At 72.6% G+C, this 23,133-nt stretch carries 24 protein-coding genes; 18 read left to right on the forward strand and 6 right to left on the reverse strand.

Annotated elements, in window-relative coordinates; translation table 11 throughout:
- Positions 1-24: 24 nt before the first annotated feature.
- Positions 25-969 (forward strand): Ppx/GppA phosphatase family protein, encoded by a 945-nt coding sequence (locus tag ACFYTT_RS16460; RefSeq protein WP_176095329.1) that lies wholly within the window; start codon positions 25-27, stop codon positions 967-969.
- Between the two features lie 98 nt (positions 970-1,067).
- On the forward strand, positions 1,068-1,877 hold the full coding sequence (locus ACFYTT_RS16465) for a sugar phosphate isomerase/epimerase family protein (RefSeq protein ID WP_387260026.1): 810 nt from the start codon (positions 1,068-1,070) through the stop codon (positions 1,875-1,877).
- An 87-nt stretch (positions 1,878-1,964) separates the two neighbouring features.
- Here the strand turns inward: ACFYTT_RS16465 and ACFYTT_RS16470 are convergent, their stop codons facing one another.
- Genes ACFYTT_RS16470 through ACFYTT_RS16480 form a run of 3 tightly spaced genes read right to left on the reverse strand, consistent with a single transcriptional unit; the run spans position 1,965 to position 3,991 of the window.
- Positions 1,965-2,522, reverse strand: coding sequence for a CGNR zinc finger domain-containing protein (locus ACFYTT_RS16470; protein WP_131054778.1), 558 nt, complete (start codon positions 2,520-2,522; stop codon positions 1,965-1,967).
- 18 nt (positions 2,523-2,540) lie between these two features.
- On the reverse strand, positions 2,541-3,707 hold the full coding sequence (locus tag ACFYTT_RS16475; RefSeq protein ID WP_131054777.1) for a glutathionylspermidine synthase family protein: 1,167 nt from the start codon (positions 3,705-3,707) through the stop codon (positions 2,541-2,543).
- Positions 3,708-3,709: 2 nt separating this feature from the next.
- On the reverse strand, positions 3,710-3,991 hold the full coding sequence (locus ACFYTT_RS16480; protein ID WP_387260030.1) for a hypothetical protein: 282 nt from the start codon (positions 3,989-3,991) through the stop codon (positions 3,710-3,712).
- 206 nt (positions 3,992-4,197) lie between these two features.
- On the opposite strand from ACFYTT_RS16480, the gene ACFYTT_RS16485 reads away from it, so the two are divergent.
- From ACFYTT_RS16485 to ACFYTT_RS16535, 11 genes are all read left to right on the forward strand, one after another.
- Positions 4,198-5,118, forward strand: coding sequence for a proline dehydrogenase family protein (locus ACFYTT_RS16485; protein WP_387260032.1), 921 nt, complete (start codon positions 4,198-4,200; stop codon positions 5,116-5,118).
- Positions 5,119-5,281: 163 nt separating this feature from the next.
- Positions 5,282-6,082, forward strand: a complete 801-nt coding sequence (locus ACFYTT_RS16490; RefSeq protein ID WP_387260035.1) for an alpha/beta fold hydrolase — start codon at positions 5,282-5,284, stop codon at positions 6,080-6,082.
- Positions 6,075-6,650, forward strand: coding sequence for a TetR/AcrR family transcriptional regulator (locus ACFYTT_RS16495; protein ID WP_131054774.1), 576 nt, complete (start codon positions 6,075-6,077; stop codon positions 6,648-6,650). The genes ACFYTT_RS16490 and ACFYTT_RS16495 overlap by 8 nt, the downstream gene beginning before the upstream one ends.
- A gap of 111 nt (positions 6,651-6,761) precedes the next feature.
- Positions 6,762-8,105 carry a hypothetical protein gene (locus tag ACFYTT_RS16500; protein ID WP_387260038.1) on the forward strand — a complete coding sequence of 448 codons (1,344 nt, stop codon included), beginning with the start codon at positions 6,762-6,764 and terminating at the stop codon, positions 8,103-8,105.
- Positions 8,106-8,155: 50 nt separating this feature from the next.
- Positions 8,156-9,541 (forward strand): efflux RND transporter periplasmic adaptor subunit, encoded by a 1,386-nt coding sequence (locus ACFYTT_RS16505; RefSeq protein ID WP_387260041.1) that lies wholly within the window; start codon positions 8,156-8,158, stop codon positions 9,539-9,541.
- A complete protein-coding gene (locus ACFYTT_RS16510) occupies positions 9,538-10,254 on the forward strand; it encodes an ABC transporter ATP-binding protein (protein ID WP_387260044.1) in 717 nt (238 codons plus the stop codon). Before ACFYTT_RS16505 ends, ACFYTT_RS16510 begins: the two co-directional genes overlap by 4 nt.
- Complete coding sequence (locus tag ACFYTT_RS16515) at positions 10,251-11,435, forward strand: ABC transporter permease (protein WP_387260047.1); 1,185 nt, start codon at positions 10,251-10,253, stop codon at positions 11,433-11,435. Before ACFYTT_RS16510 ends, ACFYTT_RS16515 begins: the two co-directional genes overlap by 4 nt.
- 224 nt (positions 11,436-11,659) lie before the next feature.
- Positions 11,660-11,869, forward strand: a complete 210-nt coding sequence (locus ACFYTT_RS16520; RefSeq protein WP_091079691.1) for a helix-turn-helix domain-containing protein — start codon at positions 11,660-11,662, stop codon at positions 11,867-11,869.
- A gap of 225 nt (positions 11,870-12,094) precedes the next feature.
- On the forward strand, positions 12,095-12,196 hold the full coding sequence (locus tag ACFYTT_RS16525; protein WP_007465623.1) for a 30S ribosomal protein bS22: 102 nt from the start codon (positions 12,095-12,097) through the stop codon (positions 12,194-12,196).
- A 118-nt stretch (positions 12,197-12,314) separates the two neighbouring features.
- Entirely contained in the window at positions 12,315-13,388 is a 1,074-nt protein-coding gene (locus tag ACFYTT_RS16530; RefSeq protein ID WP_131051862.1) for an NAD-dependent epimerase/dehydratase family protein, read from the forward strand.
- A gap of 116 nt (positions 13,389-13,504) precedes the next feature.
- Positions 13,505-14,362 (forward strand): lysophospholipid acyltransferase family protein, encoded by an 858-nt coding sequence (locus ACFYTT_RS16535; protein WP_201272296.1) that lies wholly within the window; start codon positions 13,505-13,507, stop codon positions 14,360-14,362.
- A 47-nt stretch (positions 14,363-14,409) separates the two neighbouring features.
- Here the strand turns inward: ACFYTT_RS16535 and ACFYTT_RS16540 are convergent, their stop codons facing one another.
- From ACFYTT_RS16540 to ACFYTT_RS16550, 3 genes are all read right to left on the reverse strand, one after another.
- The gene (locus ACFYTT_RS16540; protein WP_176095286.1) at positions 14,410-15,318 is read right to left on the reverse strand and encodes an HAD family phosphatase; all 909 of its coding nucleotides are present in this window, start codon (positions 15,316-15,318) and stop codon (positions 14,410-14,412) included.
- Between the two features lie 104 nt (positions 15,319-15,422).
- Positions 15,423-16,280 carry a DUF5667 domain-containing protein gene (locus ACFYTT_RS16545; RefSeq protein WP_387260052.1) on the reverse strand — a complete coding sequence of 286 codons (858 nt, stop codon included), beginning with the start codon at positions 16,278-16,280 and terminating at the stop codon, positions 15,423-15,425.
- Between the two features lie 212 nt (positions 16,281-16,492).
- Complete coding sequence (locus ACFYTT_RS16550) at positions 16,493-17,437, reverse strand: ECF subfamily RNA polymerase sigma factor, BldN family (protein WP_131051865.1); 945 nt, start codon at positions 17,435-17,437, stop codon at positions 16,493-16,495.
- Between the two features lie 636 nt (positions 17,438-18,073).
- Between ACFYTT_RS16550 and ACFYTT_RS16555 the strand changes: the two genes are divergently transcribed.
- The 5 genes from ACFYTT_RS16555 (at position 18,074) to ACFYTT_RS16575 (ending at position 23,100) form a co-directional block, all read left to right on the forward strand.
- Entirely contained in the window at positions 18,074-19,732 is a 1,659-nt protein-coding gene (locus tag ACFYTT_RS16555) for an AMP-binding protein (protein WP_387260055.1), read from the forward strand.
- Positions 19,725-19,976: a glutaredoxin family protein gene (locus ACFYTT_RS16560; RefSeq protein ID WP_131051867.1), complete on the forward strand. Its 252-nt coding sequence runs from the start codon at positions 19,725-19,727 to the stop codon at positions 19,974-19,976. Before ACFYTT_RS16555 ends, ACFYTT_RS16560 begins: the two co-directional genes overlap by 8 nt.
- Before the next feature lie 21 nt (positions 19,977-19,997).
- Entirely contained in the window at positions 19,998-20,675 is a 678-nt protein-coding gene (locus ACFYTT_RS16565) for an HAD family hydrolase (RefSeq protein ID WP_131051868.1), read from the forward strand.
- A gap of 332 nt (positions 20,676-21,007) precedes the next feature.
- Positions 21,008-21,778 (forward strand): redox-sensing transcriptional repressor Rex, encoded by a 771-nt coding sequence (locus ACFYTT_RS16570; RefSeq protein ID WP_131051869.1) that lies wholly within the window; start codon positions 21,008-21,010, stop codon positions 21,776-21,778.
- Positions 21,775-23,100: a glutamyl-tRNA reductase gene (locus tag ACFYTT_RS16575; protein WP_387260059.1), complete on the forward strand. Its 1,326-nt coding sequence runs from the start codon at positions 21,775-21,777 to the stop codon at positions 23,098-23,100. Before ACFYTT_RS16570 ends, ACFYTT_RS16575 begins: the two co-directional genes overlap by 4 nt.
- The last annotated feature ends 33 nt before the right edge of the window (positions 23,101-23,133 follow it).

Raw genomic sequence — 23,133 nt, forward strand, 5'->3', positions numbered from 1 at the left:
GAACCGTGGCCCTAGTGTTTCCCCATGCGACTGGGTGTCCTCGATGTCGGTTCGAACACGGTGCACCTGCTGGTGGTGGACGCCCATCGCGGCGCGCACCCGTGGCCGGCGCACTCGGAGAAGGTGGTGCTGCGGCTCGCCGAGCAGATCGGCCCGGACGGCGCACTCCGCGACACCGGTGCGGACGCCCTGGTGGAGGCCGTCGGCGCGGCCCGCGCCTCAGCCGATGCCCTGGGCGTGGACGAGCTGCTCGCCTTCGCCACCTCGGCGGTACGCGAGGCCACCAACGCCGCCGAGGTGCTGGCGCGGGTCCGGGAGGCGACCGGCGTACGCCTGGAGGTCCTGCCCGGCGCGGACGAGGCGCGGATGACGTTCCTCGCCGTGCGGCGGTGGTTCGGCTGGTCCGCCGGTCGGCTGCTGGTGCTGGACATCGGCGGCGGCTCGCTGGAGATCGCGGCCGGCATCGACGAGAACCCGGACCTGGCGGTCTCGCTGCCGCTGGGTGCCGGTCGGCTGACCCGGGACCGGCTCGGTGTGGACCCTCAGAGCGGCCGTCCGCCCGCGCCGGAGACCGTGGACGAGCTGCGCGAGTACGTCGACGGCCTGTTGGAGCCGGTGGTCGAGCGGATGACCGGGGTGGGCTGGGACCGGTCGGTGGCCACCTCCAAGACGTTCCGCACGCTGGCCCGGCTCGCCGGCGCCGCGCCCAGCGGTGCCGGGCTCTGGGCCCGGCGTCGGCTGACCCGCTCGGGGCTGCGGCAGGTGCTCGGCTTCATCCGGCACATCCCACCGGCCCAGCTCGTCGAGTTGGAGGGGGTGAGCGCCGGCCGGTCGCACCAGCTCCTGGCCGGTGCCGTGGTGGCCGAGGCGGTCATGCGCCGACTCGGAGTCGACTCGCTGGACATCTGCCCCTGGGCGCTGCGCGAGGGCGTGATCCTGGACCGGTTGGATCGGCTCGCGCCGGTGTGAGACCGGGCCGCGACCCGATGTGACACCAGGTGTCCGTAGAATCCGATTCACGGATTAACATCGGATTAGTGCAATGGCCGGGGGCTACCCTCGGTGGTGTGACTTCCCGCGTCCCGGTGCTCCTGTCCAGTTCCTCGGTCTTCCCTGAGCGGACCGCGGCGGCGTTCCAACTCGCCGCGGAGCTCGGCTACGACGGGATCGAGGTGATGGTCTGGACCGACGCCGTCAGCCAGGACGCCGGCGCGCTGCGCGGGTTGTCCGACCACTACGGCGTGCCGGTGCTCAGCGTGCACGCCCCCTGCCTGCTGGTGACCCAGCGGGTGTGGAGCACCGACCCGTGGGAGCGGCTGCGCCGGGCGGCGATGCTGGCCGAGACGCTCCAGGCACCGACCGTGGTGGTGCACCCGCCGTTCACCTGGCAGCGGGACTACGCCCGCAGCTTCGCCGAGGGGCTGGACACGGTGGCCGACGAGTTCGGCGGGCTGCGGTTCGCGGTGGAGAACATGTACCCGGTGCGGATGGCCGGGCGGCAGTTCGTGCCGTACGCGCCCGGTTGGGATCCGACCGAGACGGGTCACCGCTCGTACACGCTCGACCTGTCGCACTGCGCCGCCTCGCACACCGACGCCCTGGAGATGGCCGACCGGATGGGTGCCGGGCTGGCGCACGTGCACCTCGGTGACGGCACCGGTGAGGGTCGCGACGAGCACCTGGTGCCCGGGCGCGGCACCCAGCCCTGCGCCGAGCTGCTGCGCTCGCTGGCCGGTCGGGGCTTCACCGGCTCGGTGGCGGTCGAGGTGACCACCCGGGGCGCGAAGAGTCGACAGGTGCGCGAGGCGGACCTGCGGGAGGCGCTGGCCTTCGCCCGCCAGCACCTGAACACCCCGTCCCCGGTCGAGGCGGCCTGACTCGGTCGCGTCTCGTCGGGAAGGACCGGCTTCGGCCGCGTCCGGCCCGGACGGCGCCGGAGGTCGCGTCCGACGACGCGGGACCGGTCAGGAGACCGACGTCAGCGGATCGCTCTGGGCCGGCACGGCGGCCCGCTTGCGGGCACGGTGGGCGGCCACGTGCGAGCGGGTGGCGCAGCGTTCCGAGCAGAACCGGCGGCAGCAGTTCGACGAGGTGTCCAGGTAGACGTTGCCGCAGCGGTCGTCGGCGCAGACCCCGAAACGGGCACTGCCGTACTCGCAGAGCCAGACCGACAGGCCCCAGACCGCGCCGGCCAGGTACTCCGAGCTGACCGAGGCGCCCCGGCCGGTGGCGTGCATGTGCCAGTCGCTGGAGTCGTGCCCCGAGATGCGGGGCTGCACCGGGTGGACCTCCAGCAGCGAGTTCAGCTCGGCGACCGCCTGGCCGTCCCGCCCGGTGGTGCCGTACTCGAAGACGTCCCGCAGCCGCTTCTGTGCGCGCCGGAAGGTGGCAAGATCCCGTTCCGCGACCTCGTCGCGCATCCACTCGTGGTCGTCGCAGAAGATGGCCCGCAGGTCGTCGAGGTCGTCCAGGCGGGCGTTGACAAGGTCAACTCCGGTCCGGGCGTACGCGTCGAAGTTCACACTCCAACGGTAGACGACTCACCCCGGACGTGGCGCGTCGATGTAGTGCGGAAGGAATCTGGCGTAACCATCAGTGATCAGGCTGGCGCTCTCTCGCAACCCCACCCCGGCCGATTCGCCGTCCACCACCCATGCGCCCAGGACCAGGTGACTCCCGTCGAATTGGGGCAGTGCACGGAACTCCTGATAGCAGAACCCCTCACTGCCATAATCGCCCGGATTCGTGATCTCCTCACTTTCCGTGACGATCCGCACGGCGGCGCCCTCCCGACCGAGCAGGGGCTTGGCGACGTACTCGGTCATGCCGCGCGGCGAGTCCAGGTACGCCGGCAGCAGCAGCTCGTGCCCCGGGTACAGCTCCCAGAGCACAGCCAACAACGCCTTGTTCGACAGCAGCAGCTTCCAGGCCGGCTCGATCCAGGTGGTCGGCGTACCCGGATCCAGCGCCAGCGGCCCGTACGGCTCGGCCAGCATCCACTCCCACGGGTAGAGCTTGAAGCAGGTGGTGACCGGTCGGTCGGCGGTGTCGACGAAGCGACGGCCGTCCCAACCGATCTCCTGGATCGGCAGCAGCTCCACGTCCAGCCCGGCCTGGCGGGCGGTCTCGGCCAGGTAACCGGCCGTCATGTGGTCCTCGCCGCTCTCCTCCTCGTTCGACCAGACCACGTGCACCCGGCGGTCGTGCAGGCCGGCGCCGATCTTCGCCCAGGCGCCCACCAGCCGCTCGTGCAGGCTGTTCCACTGGTCCAGCTCCGGGCGGGTCTGCTCCAGCCAGTACCACTGGATGATGCTCGCCTCGACCAGCGCGGTCGGGGTGTCCGCGTTGTACTCCAGCAGCTTCGGCGGCCAACTGCCGTCATACCAGAGGTCGAACCGGCCGTAGAGGGTCGGCGGTGACTCCCGCAGCGACCGGGCCACCGCCTCGGCCGCCCACTGCGGGATCCCGAACTCTTCGTACCGGTCACGGGCCACCACGTGCTCGGCGGCGGCCACCGACATCCGGTGCAACTCCTCGGTGGCCTCCTCCAGACGCAGCACCTCGTCCAGGTCGAAGGCGTACGCGGCGGTCTCGTCCCAGTACGACATGACCCCGCCGTCGGGCAGCTCGGTGTCGACGTACACCAGCCCCTGCGCGCGGATCGTCGCGTCCCAGTCGGGTCGCGGGGTGACCTGCTCCCGACGCACGCTCAGCCGCCGCAGGAGGCGAGATGGGTGCCGAAGCCGCCATGGTCCGGCACGGACGCGCCGACCGGCTCCGGGGCGCCCCGCGTGACAGCCGTGCCGACCGACGGTGCCGGGGTGTGCAGGGCCAGGGCGACTGTCTCACCGCCCCCGGTCGGGCCCATGGCGCAGTCGTCATCGTCGTCGTCGGAAGACATGTTGCAGCCGGAGAGGGCGAGCGCGAGGGCGGTGAGCGCGCCGAGCTGCACGGAGGCCGACCGGAGCCGGCGGCGGGGGCGGTTTTCCACGTCCATCGTTGTAACCGATGCACGCCACGCCCGCCGCCCGGGGTACTGGTACGCAGTCCGTAGTACGGATTTTTGTAAGGAAGGGCACCCTGTTAACGCCTCAGGTATAGAAGGGTTCCCTTCTCACACCTGAGTGTTAACAGGGGGCCCTTCCTTACACCTCGGGCGGGCGCGGTGGGGGGTGGCTCGGGCGTTACGCTCGGCTCATGCTCCGTTCCGTCATTCTCGCCGCCTCCCGGTCAACCCGGGTCGAGCGGCTCGTCGCGACGGCCCCGTTCTCCCGGGACGTCGTGCGTCGGTTCGTCGCCGGCGCCGGGACCGACGACGCGCTGCGCGTGACCCGCGTACTCGTCGACGACGGTCTCGCGGTCACCCTCGACAACCTCGGTGAGGACACCGTCACCCCCGAGCAGGCCAACGCCACCCGGGACGAGTACCTCACCCTGCTGCGGAGTCTCGCCGGGGCGGGCCTGACGCCGGCCGCCGAGGTGAGCGTCAAACTGTCCGCGCTCGGCCAGGCCTTCGACGAGCACCTGGCGTACGACAACGCGCGGGCGATCTGCGCCGCCGCCGTCGACGCAGGCACCACGGTCACCCTGGACATGGAGGACCACACCACCACCGATTCGACGCTGGACGTCCTGGCTGACCTGCGCAAGGACTTTCCGTCGACCGGGGCGGTGCTCCAGGCGTACCTGCGGCGGACCGAGTCGGACTGCCGTGAGCTGGCCTCGGCCGGGTCGCGGGTCCGGCTCTGCAAGGGCGCCTACAAGGAGCCGGAGTCGGTGGCGTACCAGTCGCCCCGCGAGGTGGACAAGTCCTACGTGCGCTGCATGAACATCCTGATGTCCGGTGACGGCTACCCGATGCTGGCCACCCACGACCCGCGCCTGATCGCCATCGGCGAGGACCGGGCCCGCTGGTTCGACCGGGGACCCGACCGCTTCGAGTTCCAGATGCTGTACGGCATCCGGCCGGATGAGCAGGCCCGTCTGGTCGGCGAGGGTTACGCGGTCCGCACCTACGTCCCCTACGGCGACGACTGGTACGGCTACCTGATGCGGCGGCTCGCCGAGCGCCCTGCCAACCTGGCCTTCTTCGCCCGCGCCGTGGCCTCCCGCAAGTAACCCCGGCCTCCCGGAGCCAGCCCGGCCTCCCGGAGCCAGCCCGGCCTCCCGGAGCCAGCCCGGCCTCCCGGGATCGACCGTCTTCCACCGGCCCCGGACCGTCGACCGACGATCCGGGGCCGTCGCCTTGACGAAAGTGGCTAATGGGGTTAGCTTTCTAGCTATGGCTGTTAGCTTTGTCGCGCGCGACGGTGGACGTGTCGCCTACGAGGTGCACGGGCAGGGGCCGCTGGTCGTCCTGTCGCACGGCATGGGGGAGAACCGGCACTCCTACCGGCACCTGGTCCCACTGCTGGTGTCGGCGGGGTACCGGGTGGCGTCGGTCGACGTCCGGGGGCACGGCGACTCCAGCGTCGGGTGGCCGTCGTACGCCCCGGCGGAGGTCGGCGCCGACCTGCTGGCGGTGGTCCGGGACATCGGCGGTGGCCCGGCCACCCTGGTCGGCAACTCGTCCAGCGGCGCGGCCGTCGTCTTCGCCGCGACCGAGGCACCGGACCTGGTCGAGGGCATCGTGCTGGTCGGCGCGTTCGTCGAGCAGCGCAAGCTCAACCCGTTCATGCGGCTGGCCATCGGTGCGGTGCTGCGCAGTGCCCGCCTGTTCGGGCTCTTCCACCGCACCCTCTTCCCGGTCCACCGGCCCGCCGACGACGCGGCCTACCGCACGGCGATGGTGGCGGCGCTGCGCCGGCCCGGCCGGATGGCGGCGGTACGCGGCCTGATCGTCCCGGTCGAGCCGTACTGGACCGCCGTCGCGCCCCGGGTGCGGCAGCCGGTGCTGGTGCTGATGGGTACGAAGGACCCGGACTTCGCCGACCCGGCCGCCGAGGCGCGTGCCGCCCGACGACTCTTCCCGGTCGCCGAGGCGCGCATGATCAGCGAGGCCGGCCACTACCCGCACGCCGACCGTCCGGAGGCGATGGCCGGTGAGCTGACCGAGTTCCTCGCGGTGATCGACCGTGCCTAGGGCCGGGCTCAACCCCCAGGTGGTGGTACGCGAGGCGGCGAGGCTGGCGGACGAGGTCGGCTACCACAAGCTCACGCTCGCCGCGTTGGCCGGCCGGCTCGGCGTCGCCCTGCCCAGCCTCTACAAGCACGTCAGGGGCGCCGACGCGCTCGCGCAGCAACTCTCCGCACTGGCCACCGCCGAGATCGCCGACGAGATGACGACGGCTGCCGCCGGTCGCAGTGGCGAGGACGCGTTGCGTGCCGTCGCCGTCGCCTACCGGTCGTACGCCCGCCGTCATCCCGGCCGCTACCCGGCCACGCAGCGGGTACCGGACCCGGACGACCCCGCGCACGTGGCCGCCGGTCGGCGCGCGGTGGAGGTGGTCTACGCCATTCTGCGCGGGTACGGGATCGAGGGCGACGCGGCGGTGGACGGGGTGCGGATGTTCCGTGCCGCCGTGCACGGCTTCGTCTCGCTGGAGGCGGGCGGTGACTTCGGCCTGCCGCGCGAGGTCGACCGCTCGTTCGACCAGATGGTGACCGCCCTCGGCGTCGCCTACCGGAGTTGGCCCGGGTCCGAGGGCTGACCGCCCCACACCCGGCGCACCGCGGCACTTCCGCCCGCGCAGGTGGACCCGTACTCTGCGCCGGTGACCGACGGGGGATCCACGGCCGACGACCATCCGACGCCGGCTGACGTGACGCAAGCGCCAACGACGCCGGCCGCAACGACATCGGCTGACGCGACGCCGGCTGACGCGACGCCGCGCCGACGATGGCCACTCTGGACGGCACTGGTCGCGGGAGTGCTGGTGCTGGCCTGCGGCGTACCGGTGGTGCTGCTGGCCGGCGGGCTGCCCGACACCGACCTCGGGAAGCCCGCCACCGCCGCCTCGCCGACCGAGAATCCGACCACGATCGCCGCCCGGCAGGCGGCCGAGCGGATCACCGCGCAGTTGGAGAAGCAGTCGGCGGCGCTGCTCGGTCGGGACCGGGCCGGCTTCCTGGCGATCGCCGCACCCGCCGCGCAGAAGGACCTGCGCCGCCGGTACGGCGCACTGACCGCGCTGCGGGTCACCCGCTGGGAGGCGCGCCCGAGCGGGCTGCCCACCTCGGCCGGACGGGCGGGCGAATGGCGGTTGCCGGTCGAGTACCGGTACTGCTTCGTGCTGCCGGACTGCACGCCCAGCCCGGTGGTGATCGAGACCCGGTGGCGCGACGGCGCGGAGCCCCGCCTGCTCGCGCTCTCCAGGTCGAAGCCCGCGCACCACGTCAGCGGCCGGTCCAACGGGCAGCCCGGCAGCCTGCCCTGGGAGGTCAGCGACCTGGTCGTGGCGGTGGGCGAGCGTACGGTCGTGGCGACCACGCCGGCGTACCGCAAGCGGCTGCCGGGCCTGCTGCGGCGGGCCGAGGCGGCGGCGACGGTGGCCGACGCGTACGTGGTCGCGGGCAGCCCGCCCGACCGGTACCGGATCTTCTACGCCGGGCCGAAGGAGTGGAAACGCTGGTACGGCGGTGAGCAGCCGGAGTGGGGTGCCGGGTACGCGATCAACGTCGGCGGTGGCCACTACGAGATCGTGCTCGGCCCGGAGAGCTTCGAGTACGGCCCCTACCTGGACGAGTTGCTGCGACACGAGCTGGCCCACGCCGCGTCGTTGCCGGAGAAGAACTACGCGGACGATTCGACGTGGTGGCTGAGCGAGGGACTGGCCGAGCAGGCGGGCGTCGACGGCCAGCCGGTCGGGCGGTACGAGGGGCTGGACGCGGTCCGTGAGCTGGTCGAGGGGGACTGGGACGGGAAACTGGAGAGCCTGATCCCCGACGCGGACACGCAGGAGCTGGTCAACGGCAGCTACGGCACCGCCTTCCTGGCGGTCCGCTACCTCGTCGACCGGTTCGGTGAGGAGCGGGTGCTCGCCTTCGCCAAGGCCGTGCTGCACGACCTTCGTGTGCCGGCACAGGTCAGCGAGGAGATCTTCGAGGAGGAGTGGAGCACCCTGCACAAGGAGTGTGTCGCGTACATCCGCGCCACGGTGCGCTGACCACGGCGGCGCGCCGCAGGTCTGACGGGGGCGACTCGTAGCATGGGCGGGTGCGCCGCACCGACTCGCCGCGGCTGCCCGCAGTCACGCGGCCCCGCCTGCTCACCGCCCTGACCGCCGTCGCCGTCCTGACCCTCACCGGTGCCGCCTCGTGCGGCGAGGATCCGCCCTCGATCTCGCTCGCCTCGGCCGTGCTCGCCCCGGTGGCCGAGGAGATCGACGCCCCGGCCACCGTGACCGCCCGCGCGGCGGCCACCCTCACCGCCCCCGCCGACGGCACCCTGGCCAGCCTCCGTGTCGAGCCGGGCGAACGCGTCCGGCGCGGCCAGGTGCTCGCCGTGGTCGAGTCACCCGCCGCGCGGGAGCGGCTCCGGCAGGCGCGCGCCGCGCTCACCGCCGCCAGACGGGCCGGGCCCGGCGGTGGTGGCGGCGACCTCGCCGGCAGCCTGCGCGGCACCGACCGCGCGGCCGACGAGGCACACGAGGCGGCCCGCGCCGCCGCCCGCAAGATCAGCGATCCGACGTTGCGCAAGGCGCTGCTGGCCCAGGTCAAGGCCGCGCAGAAGCGGTACGACGCCGCCGCCCGCACCGCCGACCAGGCGGTACGCGAGGTGCAGCGCGGCGTACGCAACCTGAACTCCGCCGTCGGCGCGCTCGCCACCGCCCAGCGCCTCCAGGCCCAGCAGGCGTACGACCTGGCCAAGTCGACCGTCGACGCGTTGACGTTGCGGGCGCCGATCGCCGGAGTGGTGCAGCCGGGCGGCGTCGCTGCCGGAGGCGATCCGTCCGGTGCGCTCGCCGGTCTGCTCGAATCGGGCGGGCTGCCGCCCGGGCTCGACCCGGCCGCGCTCGGTGGCGCTCCGGCGGGACCCCCGGCCGGCGTGGACACCGCCGTCCCGGTCGGCGGCCGGGTCACCGCCGGCACTCCGGTGCTGACCGTGGTGGACACCGGCGAGCTGGGTCTGCTGGCCGAGGTCGACGAGACCGACGTGCTGCTGGTCCGGACCGGTCTGACCGGCACGGTGGAGCTGGACGCGGTGACCGGCGCCGTGTACGACGCCACCGTGAAGTCGATCGACGTGCTGCCGAGCACCTCGGCCCGGGGCGGGGTCAGCTATCGCGTCCGGCTCTCTCTCGGCCCGGGGCGGTTCGGCGAGGCGGAACCGGCTCCGGCGCCGCGCCCCGGCATGAACGCGGTGGTGCGGCTGCGGGTCCGGGAGGCGGCGGACGCGGTGACCGTACCCGCCTCGGCGGTCTTCTCGGTCGACGGGCGGGACACGGTCTGGCTGATCCGCGAGGGTCGGGCCGGCCAGGCGGCGGTCACCGTCGGCGTGCAGGGCCAGGACCTGGTGCAGATCGTCGACGGGGTGCAGCCCGGCGACCGGATCGTGGTGCGCGGCACCGACCAGGTCCGGGACGGCCAGGAGGTCGGGTGAGCCGGGTTCCGGCGATCGAGGCGGTGGACGTCTCCCGGACGTACCAGCTCGACGGGATCTCGGTACCCGCCCTGCGCGGCGTCACGCTGACCGTGGCGGTCGGTGACTACGTGGCGCTGATCGGGCCGTCCGGTTCGGGCAAGTCCACGCTGATGCACCTGCTCGGCGGCCTGGACCGGCCGACCGGTGGTCGGCTGGCGATCGACGGGCGGCAGGTCGGCGCGCTCTCCGCACCCGAGCTGGCCCGGCTGCGCAACGAGACCATCGGCTTCGTCTTCCAGGCGTTCCACCTGCTGCCGCGTACCTCGGCGGTGGAGAACGTGGCGTTGCCCCTGGTGTATCGGGGGGTGGGGGCCCGCGAGCGCCGCACGCGGGCCGCCGCGATGCTCGGGCGGGTCGGTCTGGGGCACCGGTTGGACCACCGTCCCAACCAGCTCTCCGGCGGTGAGCAGCAGCGGGTGGCGATCGCGCGGGCGCTGGTCACCGACCCGACGGTGCTGCTCGCCGACGAGCCGACCGGCAACCTGGACAGCACCACCGGCGCGGCCGTCCTGGAACTGCTGGAACAGCTCAACGTCGAGTCCGGCGTGGCGCTGGTGATGGTCACCCACGACGCGGAGGTGGCGGCCCGGGCCCGCCGCCGGATCACGATGCGCGACGGGGTGATGGTCGCGGACAGCGCGGCCGGCACGGACGACGGGGTACGCCGGTGAGGCTCGCGGAGGCATGGCGGGTGGCCTGGGACGCGCTGCGCGCGAACCGGATGCGCAGCGCGCTGACCATGCTCGGGGTGATTATCGGCGTCGCCTCGGTGGTGCTGCTGGTGGCGATCGGCACCGGCACCAAACAGACGGTGGAACAGCAGGTCGAGGGGCTCGGCTCCAACCTGCTGCTGGTCGTGCCGGGGCGCCTCGACGTCGGGTCGGCCCCGGCGGTGTCGCCGCTGACCCTCAAGGACGTGGACGCGGTCGGCCGGGTGGTCGGGGATCCCAGCCGGGTGGCCGTGACGGTCGCCTCCGGCGCCACCGTGCGGGCCGGGACCCGGCAGGACTTCACCACCGTGCAGGGGGTGCTGGAGACCACCCCGGAGGTCTTCGCCCGGGAGTTGGGCCGGGGCCGCTACCTGACCCGGTCCGACGTGGACACCGGGCGGCGGGTCGCGGTGCTCGGCGACTCGGTCGCCCGGGCGCTCTTCCCCGACCGGGAGGCGGTCGGCCAGCAGGTCACCGTGGCCGGCGTACGGTTCCGGGTGATCGGGGTCTTCACGCCGCTGGGGCAGAGCCTCGGCGTGGACCGGGACGACGAGGTGCACATCCCGGTGACGGCGGCCCAACGGTTGTACGGCACCCAGCGGGTCGACGCGATCGCGGTCAAGGCCCCGGACCGGGAGCGCATCGACGAACTGGGCGAGCGGATCGTGGCCGAGTTGAACGGCCGGCATCCGGGCACCGAGTTCAGCGCGGTCACCCAGGAGCAGATCCTCGGCGTACTCGGTGACATCCTCGGCATCCTGACCGGCGTACTCGCCGCCATCGCCGGGATCTCGCTGCTGGTCGGCGGCGTCGGGGTCTCCAACATCATGCTCGTCTCGGTGCGCGAGCGGACCCGGGAGATCGGGCTGCGCAAGGCGGTGGGCGCCCGTCCGCGCGACATCGGCGTGCAGTTCCTGCTGGAGGCGGTGCTGTTGACCTCGGTCGGCGGGCTGACCGGGATGGCCCTGGGAATCGGCGGGGCGCTGCTGGTGTCCGCCCTGTCGCCGATCCCGGCGGCGGTGACCTGGTGGTCGTTGGCGCTGGCCTTCGGTGTCTCGGCCGCGGTCGGGATCGTCTTCGGAGTGTTGCCCGCACAGCGGGCCGGTCGGCTCGACCCGGTGGTGGCGCTGCGCGCCGAGTGACGGTTCCCGTCAGGTGGCCGAGGATGATCGGTTGCCGGATCCGCTCGCATCCACCCGACCAGGGGTTTTTCGCCCCAGTGCCCCGGTCGAATCATGATCAGTTGCAGGAAGGGATCGCGCCGGTCACAGCCGTCCCGCTACCGTACTGGTAACACGCGCGTCGCCGGCCGCGCGGGAGGACCCGTGGGGCGGCACGCGCCGGGCATGGGATGGGTCGGTGAGCCATGGCCGGGTCGCAGTCCGATGGTCGGCTGTCGGATGTCAAGTTCCTGACCGTCGCCGAGGTGGCAACGGTCATGCGGGTCTCCAAGATGACGGTCTACCGTCTCGTGCACAGCGGTGAGCTGACCGCGGTGCGGGTGGGCAGGTCGTTCCGGGTGCCCGAGCACGCGGTGCACGAATATCTCCGTGGCGCCTTCCAGGAGACCGCCTGATCCACGGGGCCGACCCGGTCGCTGCGGGCCCGGTGAACGGGCATCGACCGGGGGCGCGTTGGTCCTGCTGACGCATCCCCGCTACGCTGGACTGGAGATCGTGACCGCTGGTGCGCTCTGCCGCCCACTCCGCCGGTCCGGTCCGCTGTCCGCAAGCGGTCGCCGACACCACGGACTCGTGGTGTCTTACCGGTCGCGCCGCACGTTGCATCGAAAGGCTTTCGTATGGGCTCGGTGGTCAAGAAGCGCCGCAAGCGCATGGCTAAGAAGAAGCACCGCAAGCTGCTGCGCAAGACCCGCGTCCAGCGTCGCCGTCTCGGCAAGTGACCGTGTGCCGGGCCCTGGCCCGGCATTCGTCGCTTGCCAACTGTCGACCCTCGGAGGCTCAGGTGATCAGGCCGTGGCTGTCCCGGCTCGGTCCCGTAGGCCGGGGTAGGTGCGAGACATGACCCCCGGTGGCTCATCGAGCCCTCCGGGGGTTGTCGTCGTGACCGGGGTCAGTCGATACCTCGGCGCGCACGTCGCCGCCCGCCTCGCGGGCGATCCCCGGATCGCCCGGGTCATCGGCGTCGACCTGGCCGAGCCCGGCCCCGAGGTGGCCGAGCTGTTGGCGCAGGTGGAACGGGTCCGGGTGGACGCCGGGTCGATCGGCGGTCTGCTCGCCGACCTCGACGTCGACACCGTGGTGCACCTGGCCCTGGTCAGCGCCCCGGATTCGCAGCACGGCGGGCGTGCGGCGATGAAGGAACAGAACGTCATCGGCACCATGCAACTGCTCGCCGCGTGTCAGCGGGCGCCACGGTTGCGCAAGATCGTGGTCCGGTCCTCCACTGCGGCGTACGGCGCCTCGTTCCGCGACCCGGCCGTCTTCACCGAGGAGACCGAACCCCGCGAGGTGCCGCGCGGCGGTTTCGGCCGCGACATCCTCGACATCGAGGGGTACGTGCGCGGCTTCCGTCGCCGGCGCTCCGACGTCACCGCCACGGTGCTGCGCTTCGCCCCCTTCATCGGCTCGACCGCCGACACCACGCTGACCCGGTACTTCTCCCAACCGGTGGTGCCGACCATCTTCGGCCGGGACGCCCGGTTGCAGTTCCTGCACTTCGACGACGCCCTCGAAGTGCTGCACCGGTCGGTCGTCGAGGACCATCCGGGCACCTACAACGTGGCCGGTCCCGGTGTGCTCGCGCTGTCCCAGGCGATTCGGCGGGCCGGCCGGATCTCGGTGCCGGTCCTGGAACCGGGCGTCGCCGGTGCCGTCGCGTTGGCCCGGACGATGGGCTTCGGGCGGTACGGGCTCGATCAGGTCGACCTCTTCGTGCACGGCCGGGTGGTGGACATCTCCCGCCTGGAACAGGAGTACGGCTTCACCCCCCGCTCGACCGCCGCCGCCTTCGACGACTTCATCCGCGCCCACCACGGCCGGGCCGTGGTGACCCGGGAACAGTTGGCCGTCGCCGAGCAGATGGTGCTCGACAGCATCCGCCAGGCCCGGGCCGCCGTACGGGAGCGTTCGTGACCGGGCCGGAGGAGCAGCGCGACGAGGCGCACCTGGACGACCGGTACGCCCCGTCCCCGGTGCCGGCGGAGCTCGACCCCGTCCGGCGCAACGGGCACCGTCCCGCCGAGGCGGCGGTGCCGGACCGGACCGGTGACGTCTGGGACCGGCGGGTCGCCGGCGGGCTCGCGTTCCTGCGTCGGCGGTTGGCCGGCGACTACGAGGTGGACGAGTTCGGCTTCGACCCGGAGCTGACCGAGGCGGTCTTCCATCCGCTGCTGCGCCGCCTCTATCGCGACTGGTTCCGGACCGAGGTCACGGGGCTTGCGAACGTACCCGCCGACGGGGCGGGACTGGTGGTCGGCAACCACTCCGGCACCGTGGCGCTGGACGCGCTGATCCTCTCCACGGCGCTGCACCACGAGCACCCCGCCAACCGGTATCTTCGCCTGCTCGGCGCCGACCTGGTCTTCCGGATGCCGGTGGTCTCCGAGATCGCCCGCAAGACCGGTGGCACGGTGGCCTGCAACCCGGACGCCGAACGACTGCTGCGCGGCGGCGAGCTGGTGGGCGTCTTCCCGGAGGGCTTCAAGGGCATCGGCAAGCTGTACGCGGACCGCTACAAGCTGCAACGCTTCGGGCGGGGCGGGTTCGTGTCGGCGGCACTGCGCACCGGCACCCCGATCATCCCGGTGGCGATCGTCGGTGGCGAGGAGACCTATCCGATGCTCGCCGACCTCAAGCCGCTCGCCCGACTGCTCAAACTTCCGTACTTCCCCGTGACACCGACCTTCCCCTGGCTCGGGCCGCTGGGCATGGTGCCGCTGCCGAGCAAGTGGCTGATCGAGTTCTGTCCGCCGATCCCGACGGCCCACCTGGTCGACTCGGCGGACGACCCGCTGGTCGTGTTCAATCTCGCCGACCAGGTGCGGGAGACCATCCAGCAGACCGTGCTCCAACTGCTCGAACGCCGTCCGGACCCGTTCGGCCCGTAGCCGTCCCCGGCCGCCGGCCTCGACCCGGTGCGTGGCGTCGACCCGGTCTAGGGTGCGGTGCCGCGTCGGGTGCGTCCGGAGGGGGCGTCGGCCGCGCGGCGGCGGCGTTGGAGGGCGACTCCGGCGGTGACCGCTCCGGCGACGAGTCCCGCTGCTGCCGTGGACGGGAGAGCGATCTTGACCGCCCGACGGCCGGTGCGGAAGTCGCGTACCTCCCAGCCGCGCTGCCGGGCCTGGCGCAGCAACGTGCCGTCCGGGTTGACCGCCACCGCGCGCCCCACCAGCGACAACATCGGCAGGTCGTTGGCGGAGTCGCTGTAGGCAGCGCACCGGGTCAGGTCGAGGCCCTCCACCGCGGCGAGCTGGGCGACCGCCTCGGCCTTGAGCGGGCCGTGCATCAGGTCACCGACCAACCGACCGGTGTACGCCCCGTCGACGATCTCGGCGACCGTACCGATCGCGCCGGTCAACCCGAGCCGGGTGGCGATCACCCGACCGATCTCCACCGGGGCGGCGCTGACCAGCCACACCCGTTCACCGGTGTCCAGGTGGCCCTGCGCCAGCCGGCGGGTCCCGGCCCAGATCCTCGGCGCCATCAGCTCGTCGAAGATCTCCTCGGCGAGCCGTTCGACGTCCTGGACCCGCCAGCCCTCGACGAAGGCGAGTGCGGCCTCCTTGGCCTGGGAGATGTCCCCGGCGTGTTCGCGGGCGAGCAGCCGGAACCGCAACTGCTGCCAGGCGAACCGGGCCAGGTCCCCCGTGGTGAAGTAGTTGCGTGCGGCGAGCCCACGGGCGAACCAGTAGATCGAGGCGCCCTGCATCATCGTGTTGTCCACGTCGAAGAAGGCGGCGGCGCGGGGATCCGGCGCGGCCGGGGGAGCGGGCTCGGTCTGCGCCCAACCGGTGGTGTGCCCGTGCACGTCGGTGCTGACGGTCACCTTGCGGCTGCGCGCCACCTGCACCCCCTCATGTCGCCCACCCTGAGCCCACTGTCCTCAGCGAGGGTATCCGGAGCAGCGGTCACCGCCGCCGGACGCGGGGACGGCGTACGCCCGCCGGGTCAGGCGCAGGCGCCGGGGGTGGGGCCGAGGTCGTCGCTGGCGGTGCCACCCGACCGGCCGCAGGCGATGGCGGCGCGCAGGGCCTCGGTGCGCTCCGCGACCATGTCCAGCAGCTCCAACGACTCGGCGGTCCGCTCCCGGTCGGCGCGGGAACCCCGCTCGGCCAGCGCGTCGAGTGTGCGGCGCTGCCCGGTGAGGAAAGCGTCGACGGTGTTCAGCGCCGTCGGGTCCGCGCGCCGGACGGCGGCACCGGTGAGTTGGCGTACGCCCTGGCGGATGTCCGCGTCCATGTCGTCCAGCACGCCGCGGTAGCCGGCGCGGCTGCCGTTGAGCGAGGACGCCTCGGCCAGCCGGGTCCGGGCGAAGTCGAGGAAGAGCTGCCCACGGCTGATCTCGGAGCTGGCGAGCGCCAACTGGGCGCGCTCGGTGCTGCGCTTCATGCCGTACAGCGCGTCACCGGGCACCGCGTTCTCGCTGGCGGCGGAGATGCCGGAGACGGCGATGGCGCCGGCCGCGATGCCGACCAGGATCGCGCCCCGGGCGCGGGCCCGCCGGGCGGTGACGGCCGGTAGCAGCGATCCGCGACCGGTGGTGGTCTTCGCGGCCGGTGCGGCGACGGTGGCCCCGATGCCCTCCCGGTCGGCGGTGGCCAGCAGCATCGCCCGCAGGCCGGTCCGGAACTCCGGGTCGACCTCGGTACGCGGCGGGTTGGCACCGAGTTGTCGGCCGAGCGCGACGAGCGGCGCGAGCTGTTCGTCGGCGCGGGACCGGACGTGATGACGTAGGCCACCGTTGGCTTCGTCGAGAAGCTGCGCGAAGCGCTCGGTGCGCCGACGGGAGAAGAGGGCGTTGTCCACCGTGGCACCTCCTCTCGCTGGTCGCGGCCGGTCGGCCGCGTTCACCACCAGCGACCGACCACCGCATGACACCGGAGACGGAAACCCTCGTCGGCACCGCCGCCGGTCCACCTCGGAGGTTTCCGGCCGGTCATCGGTCGCACCCGGAGAAACGCGCCGTGCCGGGGCCGGGTTACGGGCCGGCCGGCGGCGAAATCACCCAACGTGATCGGCTACGGCTGGAAACCGTCCGGGAGAAGTCGGGCCAGCGCCCGCACCGCGCGGTACTGCAACGCCTTGATCGCGCCCTCGTTCTTGCCCATCGCACGGGCGGTCTCGGCGACCGAGAACCCCTGGAGGAACCGCAGCACGATGCACTCCTGCTGCTCCGGGTTGAGCCGCTTGACCGCTGTCAACAAGGCGACGTTCGTGATGTGCTCCACCACCGCCGCCTCCGGGCTGCCCTCGGGGCCGCGGTCCTCGCGGTCGGCGTCGAGGACGTCGCCGGTGGTGACCTCCAGCCGGTACCGGCCGGACTTGAAGTGGTCGGCGACCAGGTTGCGGGCGATCGTCACCAGCCAGGCGCCGAGATCCCGGCCCTGCCAGGTGAAACTGCCGATCCGCTTGAGCGCCCGCAGGAACGTGTCCGAGGTGAGGTCCTCGGCGAGTTGCCGGTTGCCGACCCGGAAGTAGACGAAGCGGAAGACCGTGTCGACGTACCGGTCGTAGATCAGCCCGAACGCCTCGGACTCACCGGCCTGGGCGCGCTCGACCAGGGCCCAGACCTCGGTGGCGGGGTCGGAGGGGTCGGGACGGCTCGGGAACCCGGTGGAGGTGCCGGCCGAGGAGACTGCGGGCAGCACCGCCGTCTCCGAGGTGGACACCTCGGTGACCGGGGCGTCCCCGCTGCGGCGGGCCTGGGCCGGCATGGTCGGTCGACTCGGTGAGGCGACCCGGCCTCCGGCGGGTTTCGCGTTCCCGCCGGGCGTCGGTGGTCGGGGTGGCGGATCGTTCTGATGTGGTCTGCTGCCCACCCGCGTCACGGCGCTCTCGCCGCGTGGGGGCAGGTTCCCCGTGCTGTCCTGCTGGCCGTGAGCGTTGCCGCGCTCGTTGACCGGCGTACGTGCCAGTGGGCCGGGTAGGCCGACCGGGCGGGATGCGAAGCCGAAGGCGGTCATCGGGCCGCCTCCGTTGCACCGGCCGTCGCGCCGACGGTGCCCGGTCGATCGATCGGGCCTCCGTCGGGCAGGGCGGCTCCGGGGTGTGCCGACGGGCGGCAGTTCCCCTTGAGGTGCTGGTCCAATGCGCTCACGGGCACGGGGGCCTCCTCGGGCTGAGGGGTGTCGACTCACGGCAAAATGGGGTGAGCCGACCCGAGTGATGATAGGGCCAACGTCACCCGCGCGTGGCAAGTCCGTTACACAGGGCCAAAGTATTTCCCGGCGGGTCGCACACCTGGCGGACCGGTTGTCCGTCGGGGGTTGTTGACAACTGGCCGACGAGCTGGTTGGACATGTATCCCCAGGTCAGAGTCGTGGTGGGACGGTGCGTACAGCGACCTGCGTGCCTGCGGCGGTGCCGGACGCGGCCGGCTGCGGCGACAATCCGGCGGGGCTGTCGCACACCGTCGGTGACCCCTCGGGAGTTCCGTGCACGGGACCGGGGCACGTCCCCGATGGCCGGTGCGGCGGAGTCCGAACGGGACCGCGCCGGGACCGACCGGTGGGGGCGATGCGCCGGTGTTCCCGGATCGGCGTCGGTCACCGCCCGCGAGGCATGGCCGGGCGGCGCCGGCTGTGCCAGACTCAGCCACCGTGCAGGACCGAGACGCAGCCGTCGGGCCGGGGTCGCACCCCGCCGCCGACGAGGACGCAGGCACTGCCGCCCGGCCGCAGGTGGCCGACGGCACCGGGCCGAATCTCGCCGAACGTCTGACCCGGGCGGCCCGGAGTAGTCCGGACAAGCCGGCGCTGTGTTCCTCCGACCGGACGATCACCTGGTCCGAACTGGACGAGGCGGTGACCGGGGTCGCCCGGGCGCTGGCTCAGACGGTCCCGGACGCTGGCGGCAGACCGGCGCGGGTGGCCGTGGCGCTGCCCAACTCACCGGACTTCGTGGTCGGTCTGCTCGGTGCGCTGCGGGCCGGACTGACGGCGGTGCCGGTCAACCCCACGCTGACGGCCCGCGAGCTGCGGCAGGTGCTGGCCGACTCGGCCGCGTCCGTGCTGATCTGCACCGAACGTCTTCGTGACCTGGTGGCCGACGTCGAGCTGCCCGCGCTGCGCGCCGTACACCTCAGACCTCCCGTCGCCGACGGGGGGCCGCAGACCTTCCCGGCGCGGTCCGCCGACGACCTGGCGGTGCTGCTCTACACCTCGGGCACCGAGGGGCGGCCGAAGGGCGCCATGCTCTCGCACGGCGCCCTGGCGGCCAACCACGACCAGGTCGGCCGGATCGTGCCGCCGGTGGTCGGGCCGGACGACGTGGTGCTGCTGGCGTTGCCGCTGTTCCACGCGTACGGGCTGAACACCGGACTCGGTGCGGTGCTGCACCACGGCGCGACCGGCGTACTCGTCGACGATCTTGGTGCCGACGCGGCGCTGGCCGAGATCGCCCGGCACCGGGCCACCGTGCTGGTCGGCGTGCCGTCGATGGTGCAGTCCTGGTCACGGGCGGACGCCGAGGTGCTGGCCGAGGCGATGGCGGCGGTGCGGGTCGTGGTCTGCGGCGCGGCGCCGCTCGACCCGGCCGACGCGGCGCGTTTCATCGAGGCCGCCGGTAGGCCGGTGCAGATCGGCTACGGCCTGACCGAGACCGCCCCGGTGCTCACCTCGACCCTGGTCGGCGGGGAGCCGAAGCCGGGCTCTATCGGCCGCCCGCTGCCCGGCGTCGACCTGCGGCTGGTCGGGGCGGACGGGAGCGAGCTGTGGCGCGACGGCCTGGCCGCGCCCGACGACGACGCGGAGGAGTGGGACCTCTCCGACCCGGTGGCCGGCACCGACCCCGGTCAGATTGTGGTGCGCGGGGCGAACCTCTTCTCCGGGTACTGGCCGGACGGCACGGGTGGGCCCGACCGGGACGGCTGGTGGCCCACCGGCGACGTCGCGTACGCCGACGCCGACGGTGATCTCTTCCTGGTCGACCGGCTCGGCGAGCTGATCCTGGTCAACGGCTTCAACGTGTACCCGCACGAGGTCGAGTCGGTGCTCTGCGCCCATCCGGCGGTGGCGGAGTCGGCGGTAGTGGGGGTGCCGCACCCCCGGACCGGGGAGACTGTCCGGGCGTACGTGGTGGCGGCGGCGGGGCATCGGGCGACCGGTGCCGAGCTGATCGCGCACTGCGCGCGTAATCTGGCCAGATTCAAGTGCCCCACCGACGTCGAGTTCGTCGACCTGCTGCCGCGCTCGGTGATCGGGAAGGTACGCAAGACCCTGCTCCGACCCACCGCCACGACGGAGGAGACCGATGCGTGAGCCCCGCCTGACCCTGATCACCCGACCTGGCTGCCACCTCTGCGAGGACGCCAAGGCGGCCCTCGACCGGGTCGTCGCGGTCACCGGCGACCGGTGGATCGAGCAGGACGTGAGCGGCGACGCCGAAATGGAACGGGAGTACGGCGACCGGCTGCCGGTGGTGCTGCTCGACGGCAAGGAGCACGGCTACTGGCGCGTCGAGGAGCAGCGGCTGCTGAAGGATCTGACCACCCCGCAGCTCTGAGGCCGCCGGTAGGGTGCGCTGATGACCCCTGCGCGCACCCATCTGGTGTGGGACTGGAACGGCACCCTGCTCAATGATCTCGATCTGGTGGTGGCCTGCACCAACGCCGCCTTCGGCAGCGCGGGCGGGCCGTCGGTGACGGTCGCCGAGCACCGGGTGCGGTTCCGCCGACCGATCGCCGACTACTACGCGGACGTACTCGGCCGGGCCGTGGACGAGCAGGACTTCGGACGCCTCGACAAGATCTTCCACGACGCGTACCGGCGGGGGTTGACCGGCTGTGAGCTGGCCCACGACGCCGCCGACGCGATGGCCGCCTGGCCGGGCAGCCAGTCGCTGTTGTCCATGTGGTTCCACGACGAGCTGGTGCCGGCGGTCCGGACGTACGGGCTGACCGGCCGGTTCGTCCGGGTCGACGGATGGCGGGACCAGGTCGGCGGGGACCGCAAGGCCGAGTCGCTGGCCCGCCACCTGGCCGAGATCGGGGTGGACGGCCGGTCGGTGGTGGTGATCGGGGACTCGATCGACGACGCCGACGCGGCGCACGCCGTCGGTGGGCGTGCCGTGCTCTACAGCGGCGGATTCACCGACCGGTCCCGGCTGGTGGACTCCGGCCACCCGGTCGCCGACACCCTGGTCGAGGCCGTGACGCTCGCCACCGCGCTGGCCGATGTACCGACGGTGGAATCGCCCAGCTGAGTCGAAACGGGTGTCACCGTGTGTGGTCGCGGTCTTCCGATCTCCGCATTCGATCAATGATTGGCGTGTGTGATTAGTCAGAGAAGTCGGGATTGAGTAATAATCGCGCCGGTAGTCGTGATGCGGGGATCTCCGGTCGATCTTGCGGGACGGAGGGGCTGGTGAGGGCGCGGCGTGTGCCGACAAGATCGCGATTTGTGCACGTCTTCACAAGCGCCTACTCTGTAATTCCGACGCGCCCTGCTAGCACAGCCGGCAATTTCGGTCGCCAGCGGGAGTCCCGAAACGACCGGCCGGTGGAGTTGGTCGAGGATCGCACCGCACGGAGTCTCATGAGTCAGCACCGTCACCCAGGCGCGCCCGGCCGCGCCGGTGCCGTACCGGCGCTCCCGGACCTGCCCGAGGCGACGGTCGCCCGGCTCCCCGAGTACCTCCGTGCCCTGCACAACCTCGCCGAAACCGGCCACGAGACGATCTCCAGCGAGGGGCTGGCCAACGCCGCCGGGGTGAACTCCGCGAAACTCCGCAAGGACCTGTCCCACCTCGGCTCGTACGGCACCCGGGGCGTCGGTTACGACGTGGCGCTGCTGGTCGAGCAGATCGAGTACGTGCTCGGGCTCACCCAGCGTCGGGCGGTCGCCCTGGTCGGCGTCGGTAACCTCGGTCACGCGCTGGCCGGCTACGACGGGTTCACCGGTCGCGGATTCCGGATCGTCGCCCTCTTCGACGCCGACCCGCGCCGCATCGGTGAGGAGATCAACGGGCTCGTCGTGCGGGACATCGACGAGTTGCCCGAGGTCGCCGCCGCCGAGGCCGTCGCCATCGGCGTCATCGCCACCCCGGCCACCGCCGCCCAGCGGGTCGCCGACCAGTTGGTCGCCGTCGGCGTGACGAGCATCCTGAACTTCGCACCGTGCGTACTCTCGGTTCCCGAGGGGGTCGACGTCCGCAAGGTCGACCTCGCCATCGAGCTGCAGATCCTGTCGTTCCACGAGCACCGCAAGGCAGCCCTGACCGCGCTCCCCGCCGCCGGTGGGTCCGCTCTCACCGCCCTGCCGGGCGGCTTCGCGGTCACCGAGAGCCAGGAGGCGATCGGCACGTGAAACTCATCGTCGTCGGCGCCTCCTACCGCACCGCGCCGGTCGCCACCCTGGAACGGCTCGCGGTGCCGGCGGCTGATCTCGGCGCCACCCTCGACCGCCTGATGGCGCAGCCGTACGTCAGCGAGGTCGTCCTCGTCTCCACCTGCAACCGGGTGGAGGTGTACGCGGCCGTCTCCGGCTTCCACGGCGGCCTCGGTGACATCTGCGCCGTCCTCGCCGAGCAGGCCGGCTGCCCGCCCACCGCGCTGGCCAACAACCTCTACGTGCACTTCGACTCCGCCGCGGTCGAGCACGTCTTCCGGGTCGCCGCCGGGCTGGACTCCATGGTCATCGGCGAGGCGCAGATCCTCGGGCAGCTCCGGGACGCCTACCACTGGGCCGGCGAGTCCGACGCCGCCGGCCGGCTGCTGCACGAGCTGATGCAGCAGGCCCTGCGGGTGGGCAAGCGGGCCCACTCCGAGACCGGCATCGACCGGGCCGGGCAGAGCGTGGTCACCGCCGCGCTGGGGCTGGCCGCCGGTCATCTCGGCAACGACCTCGTCGGCCGTCCCGCACTGGTGGTCGGCGCCGGGGCGATGGGCTCGCTGGGCGTGGCGACGCTGTCCCGGCTCGGCGCCGGGCCGGTGACCGTGACCAACCGCAGCGCCGACCGGGCCGTCCGGCTGGCCGAGTCGTACGGTGCCGCCGCGCGGGAGCTCACCGAGCTGGCCGACACACTGTCCACGGTGGACATCGTAGTGGCCGCCACCGCGTCCACGGAGCCGGTCCTCACCCGTCCGGTCGTCGCCGAGGCGGTGGCCGCACGAGCGCCGGAGCGCGGCCCGTTGGTCCTGCTGGACCTGGCCGTACCTCGCGATGTCGGGCCCGGCGTGGCCGAGCTGCCCGGCGTCGAGGTGATCGACATCGACCGGATGGCGGCCCTGCTCGCCGAAGGCCCGGTCGCCGCCGACGCCGCCGCCGTCGAAAGGATCGTGACCGGCGAGGTCGAGTCCTTCCTCACCTGGCTGCGCGGCGCCGACGTGGCACCGACCGTGGCCGCCCTGCGTGGCCGTGCCGACGACGTGGTCACCGCCGAGCTGCGCCGACTCGCGCAGCGCCGCCCCGACCTCACCGACGACCAGCGCGCCGAGGTGGCCCGGACCGTGCACCGGGTGGTCCAGCGACTGCTGCACCAGCCGACCGTGCGGGTCCGGCAACTCGCCGCCGAACCCGGCGGCGACCAGTACGCCGCCCTGCTGCGCGAGCTCTTCGACCTCCAGGTCCCGCAGACCTCGCCGGTGGACACCGTCCCCGACATCACCCCACCCGGAGGTGAGCAATGAGCGAGCGCCAGCGAGTGAATCGTCAGCTCAGTG

The sequence above is a fragment of the Micromonospora sp. NPDC003816 genome (assembly GCF_042874705.1).
Taxonomy (GTDB): Bacteria; Actinomycetota; Actinomycetes; order Mycobacteriales; family Micromonosporaceae; genus Micromonospora.

Excerpts from the sequence above, each read along its gene's own strand:
- ACFYTT_RS16525 (WP_007465623.1), top strand. The coding sequence starts at position 12,095 with ATGGGCTCGGTGGTCAAGAAGCGCCGCAAGCGCATGGCTAAGAAGAAG.
- ACFYTT_RS16565 (WP_131051868.1), top strand. The coding sequence starts at position 19,998 with ATGACCCCTGCGCGCACCCATCTGGTGTGGGACTGGAACGGCACCCTG.
- ACFYTT_RS16550 (WP_131051865.1), bottom strand. The coding sequence starts at position 17,437 with ATGACCGCCTTCGGCTTCGCATCCCGCCCGGTCGGCCTACCCGGCCCA.
- ACFYTT_RS16485 (WP_387260032.1), top strand. The coding sequence starts at position 4,198 with ATGCTCCGTTCCGTCATTCTCGCCGCCTCCCGGTCAACCCGGGTCGAG.
- ACFYTT_RS16520 (WP_091079691.1), top strand. The coding sequence starts at position 11,660 with ATGGCCGGGTCGCAGTCCGATGGTCGGCTGTCGGATGTCAAGTTCCTG.
- ACFYTT_RS16490 (WP_387260035.1), top strand. The coding sequence starts at position 5,282 with ATGGCTGTTAGCTTTGTCGCGCGCGACGGTGGACGTGTCGCCTACGAG.
- ACFYTT_RS16570 (WP_131051869.1), top strand. The coding sequence starts at position 21,008 with ATGAGTCAGCACCGTCACCCAGGCGCGCCCGGCCGCGCCGGTGCCGTA.
- ACFYTT_RS16560 (WP_131051867.1), top strand. The coding sequence starts at position 19,725 with ATGCGTGAGCCCCGCCTGACCCTGATCACCCGACCTGGCTGCCACCTC.
- ACFYTT_RS16460 (WP_176095329.1), top strand. The coding sequence starts at position 25 with ATGCGACTGGGTGTCCTCGATGTCGGTTCGAACACGGTGCACCTGCTG.
- ACFYTT_RS16530 (WP_131051862.1), top strand. The coding sequence starts at position 12,315 with ATGACCCCCGGTGGCTCATCGAGCCCTCCGGGGGTTGTCGTCGTGACC.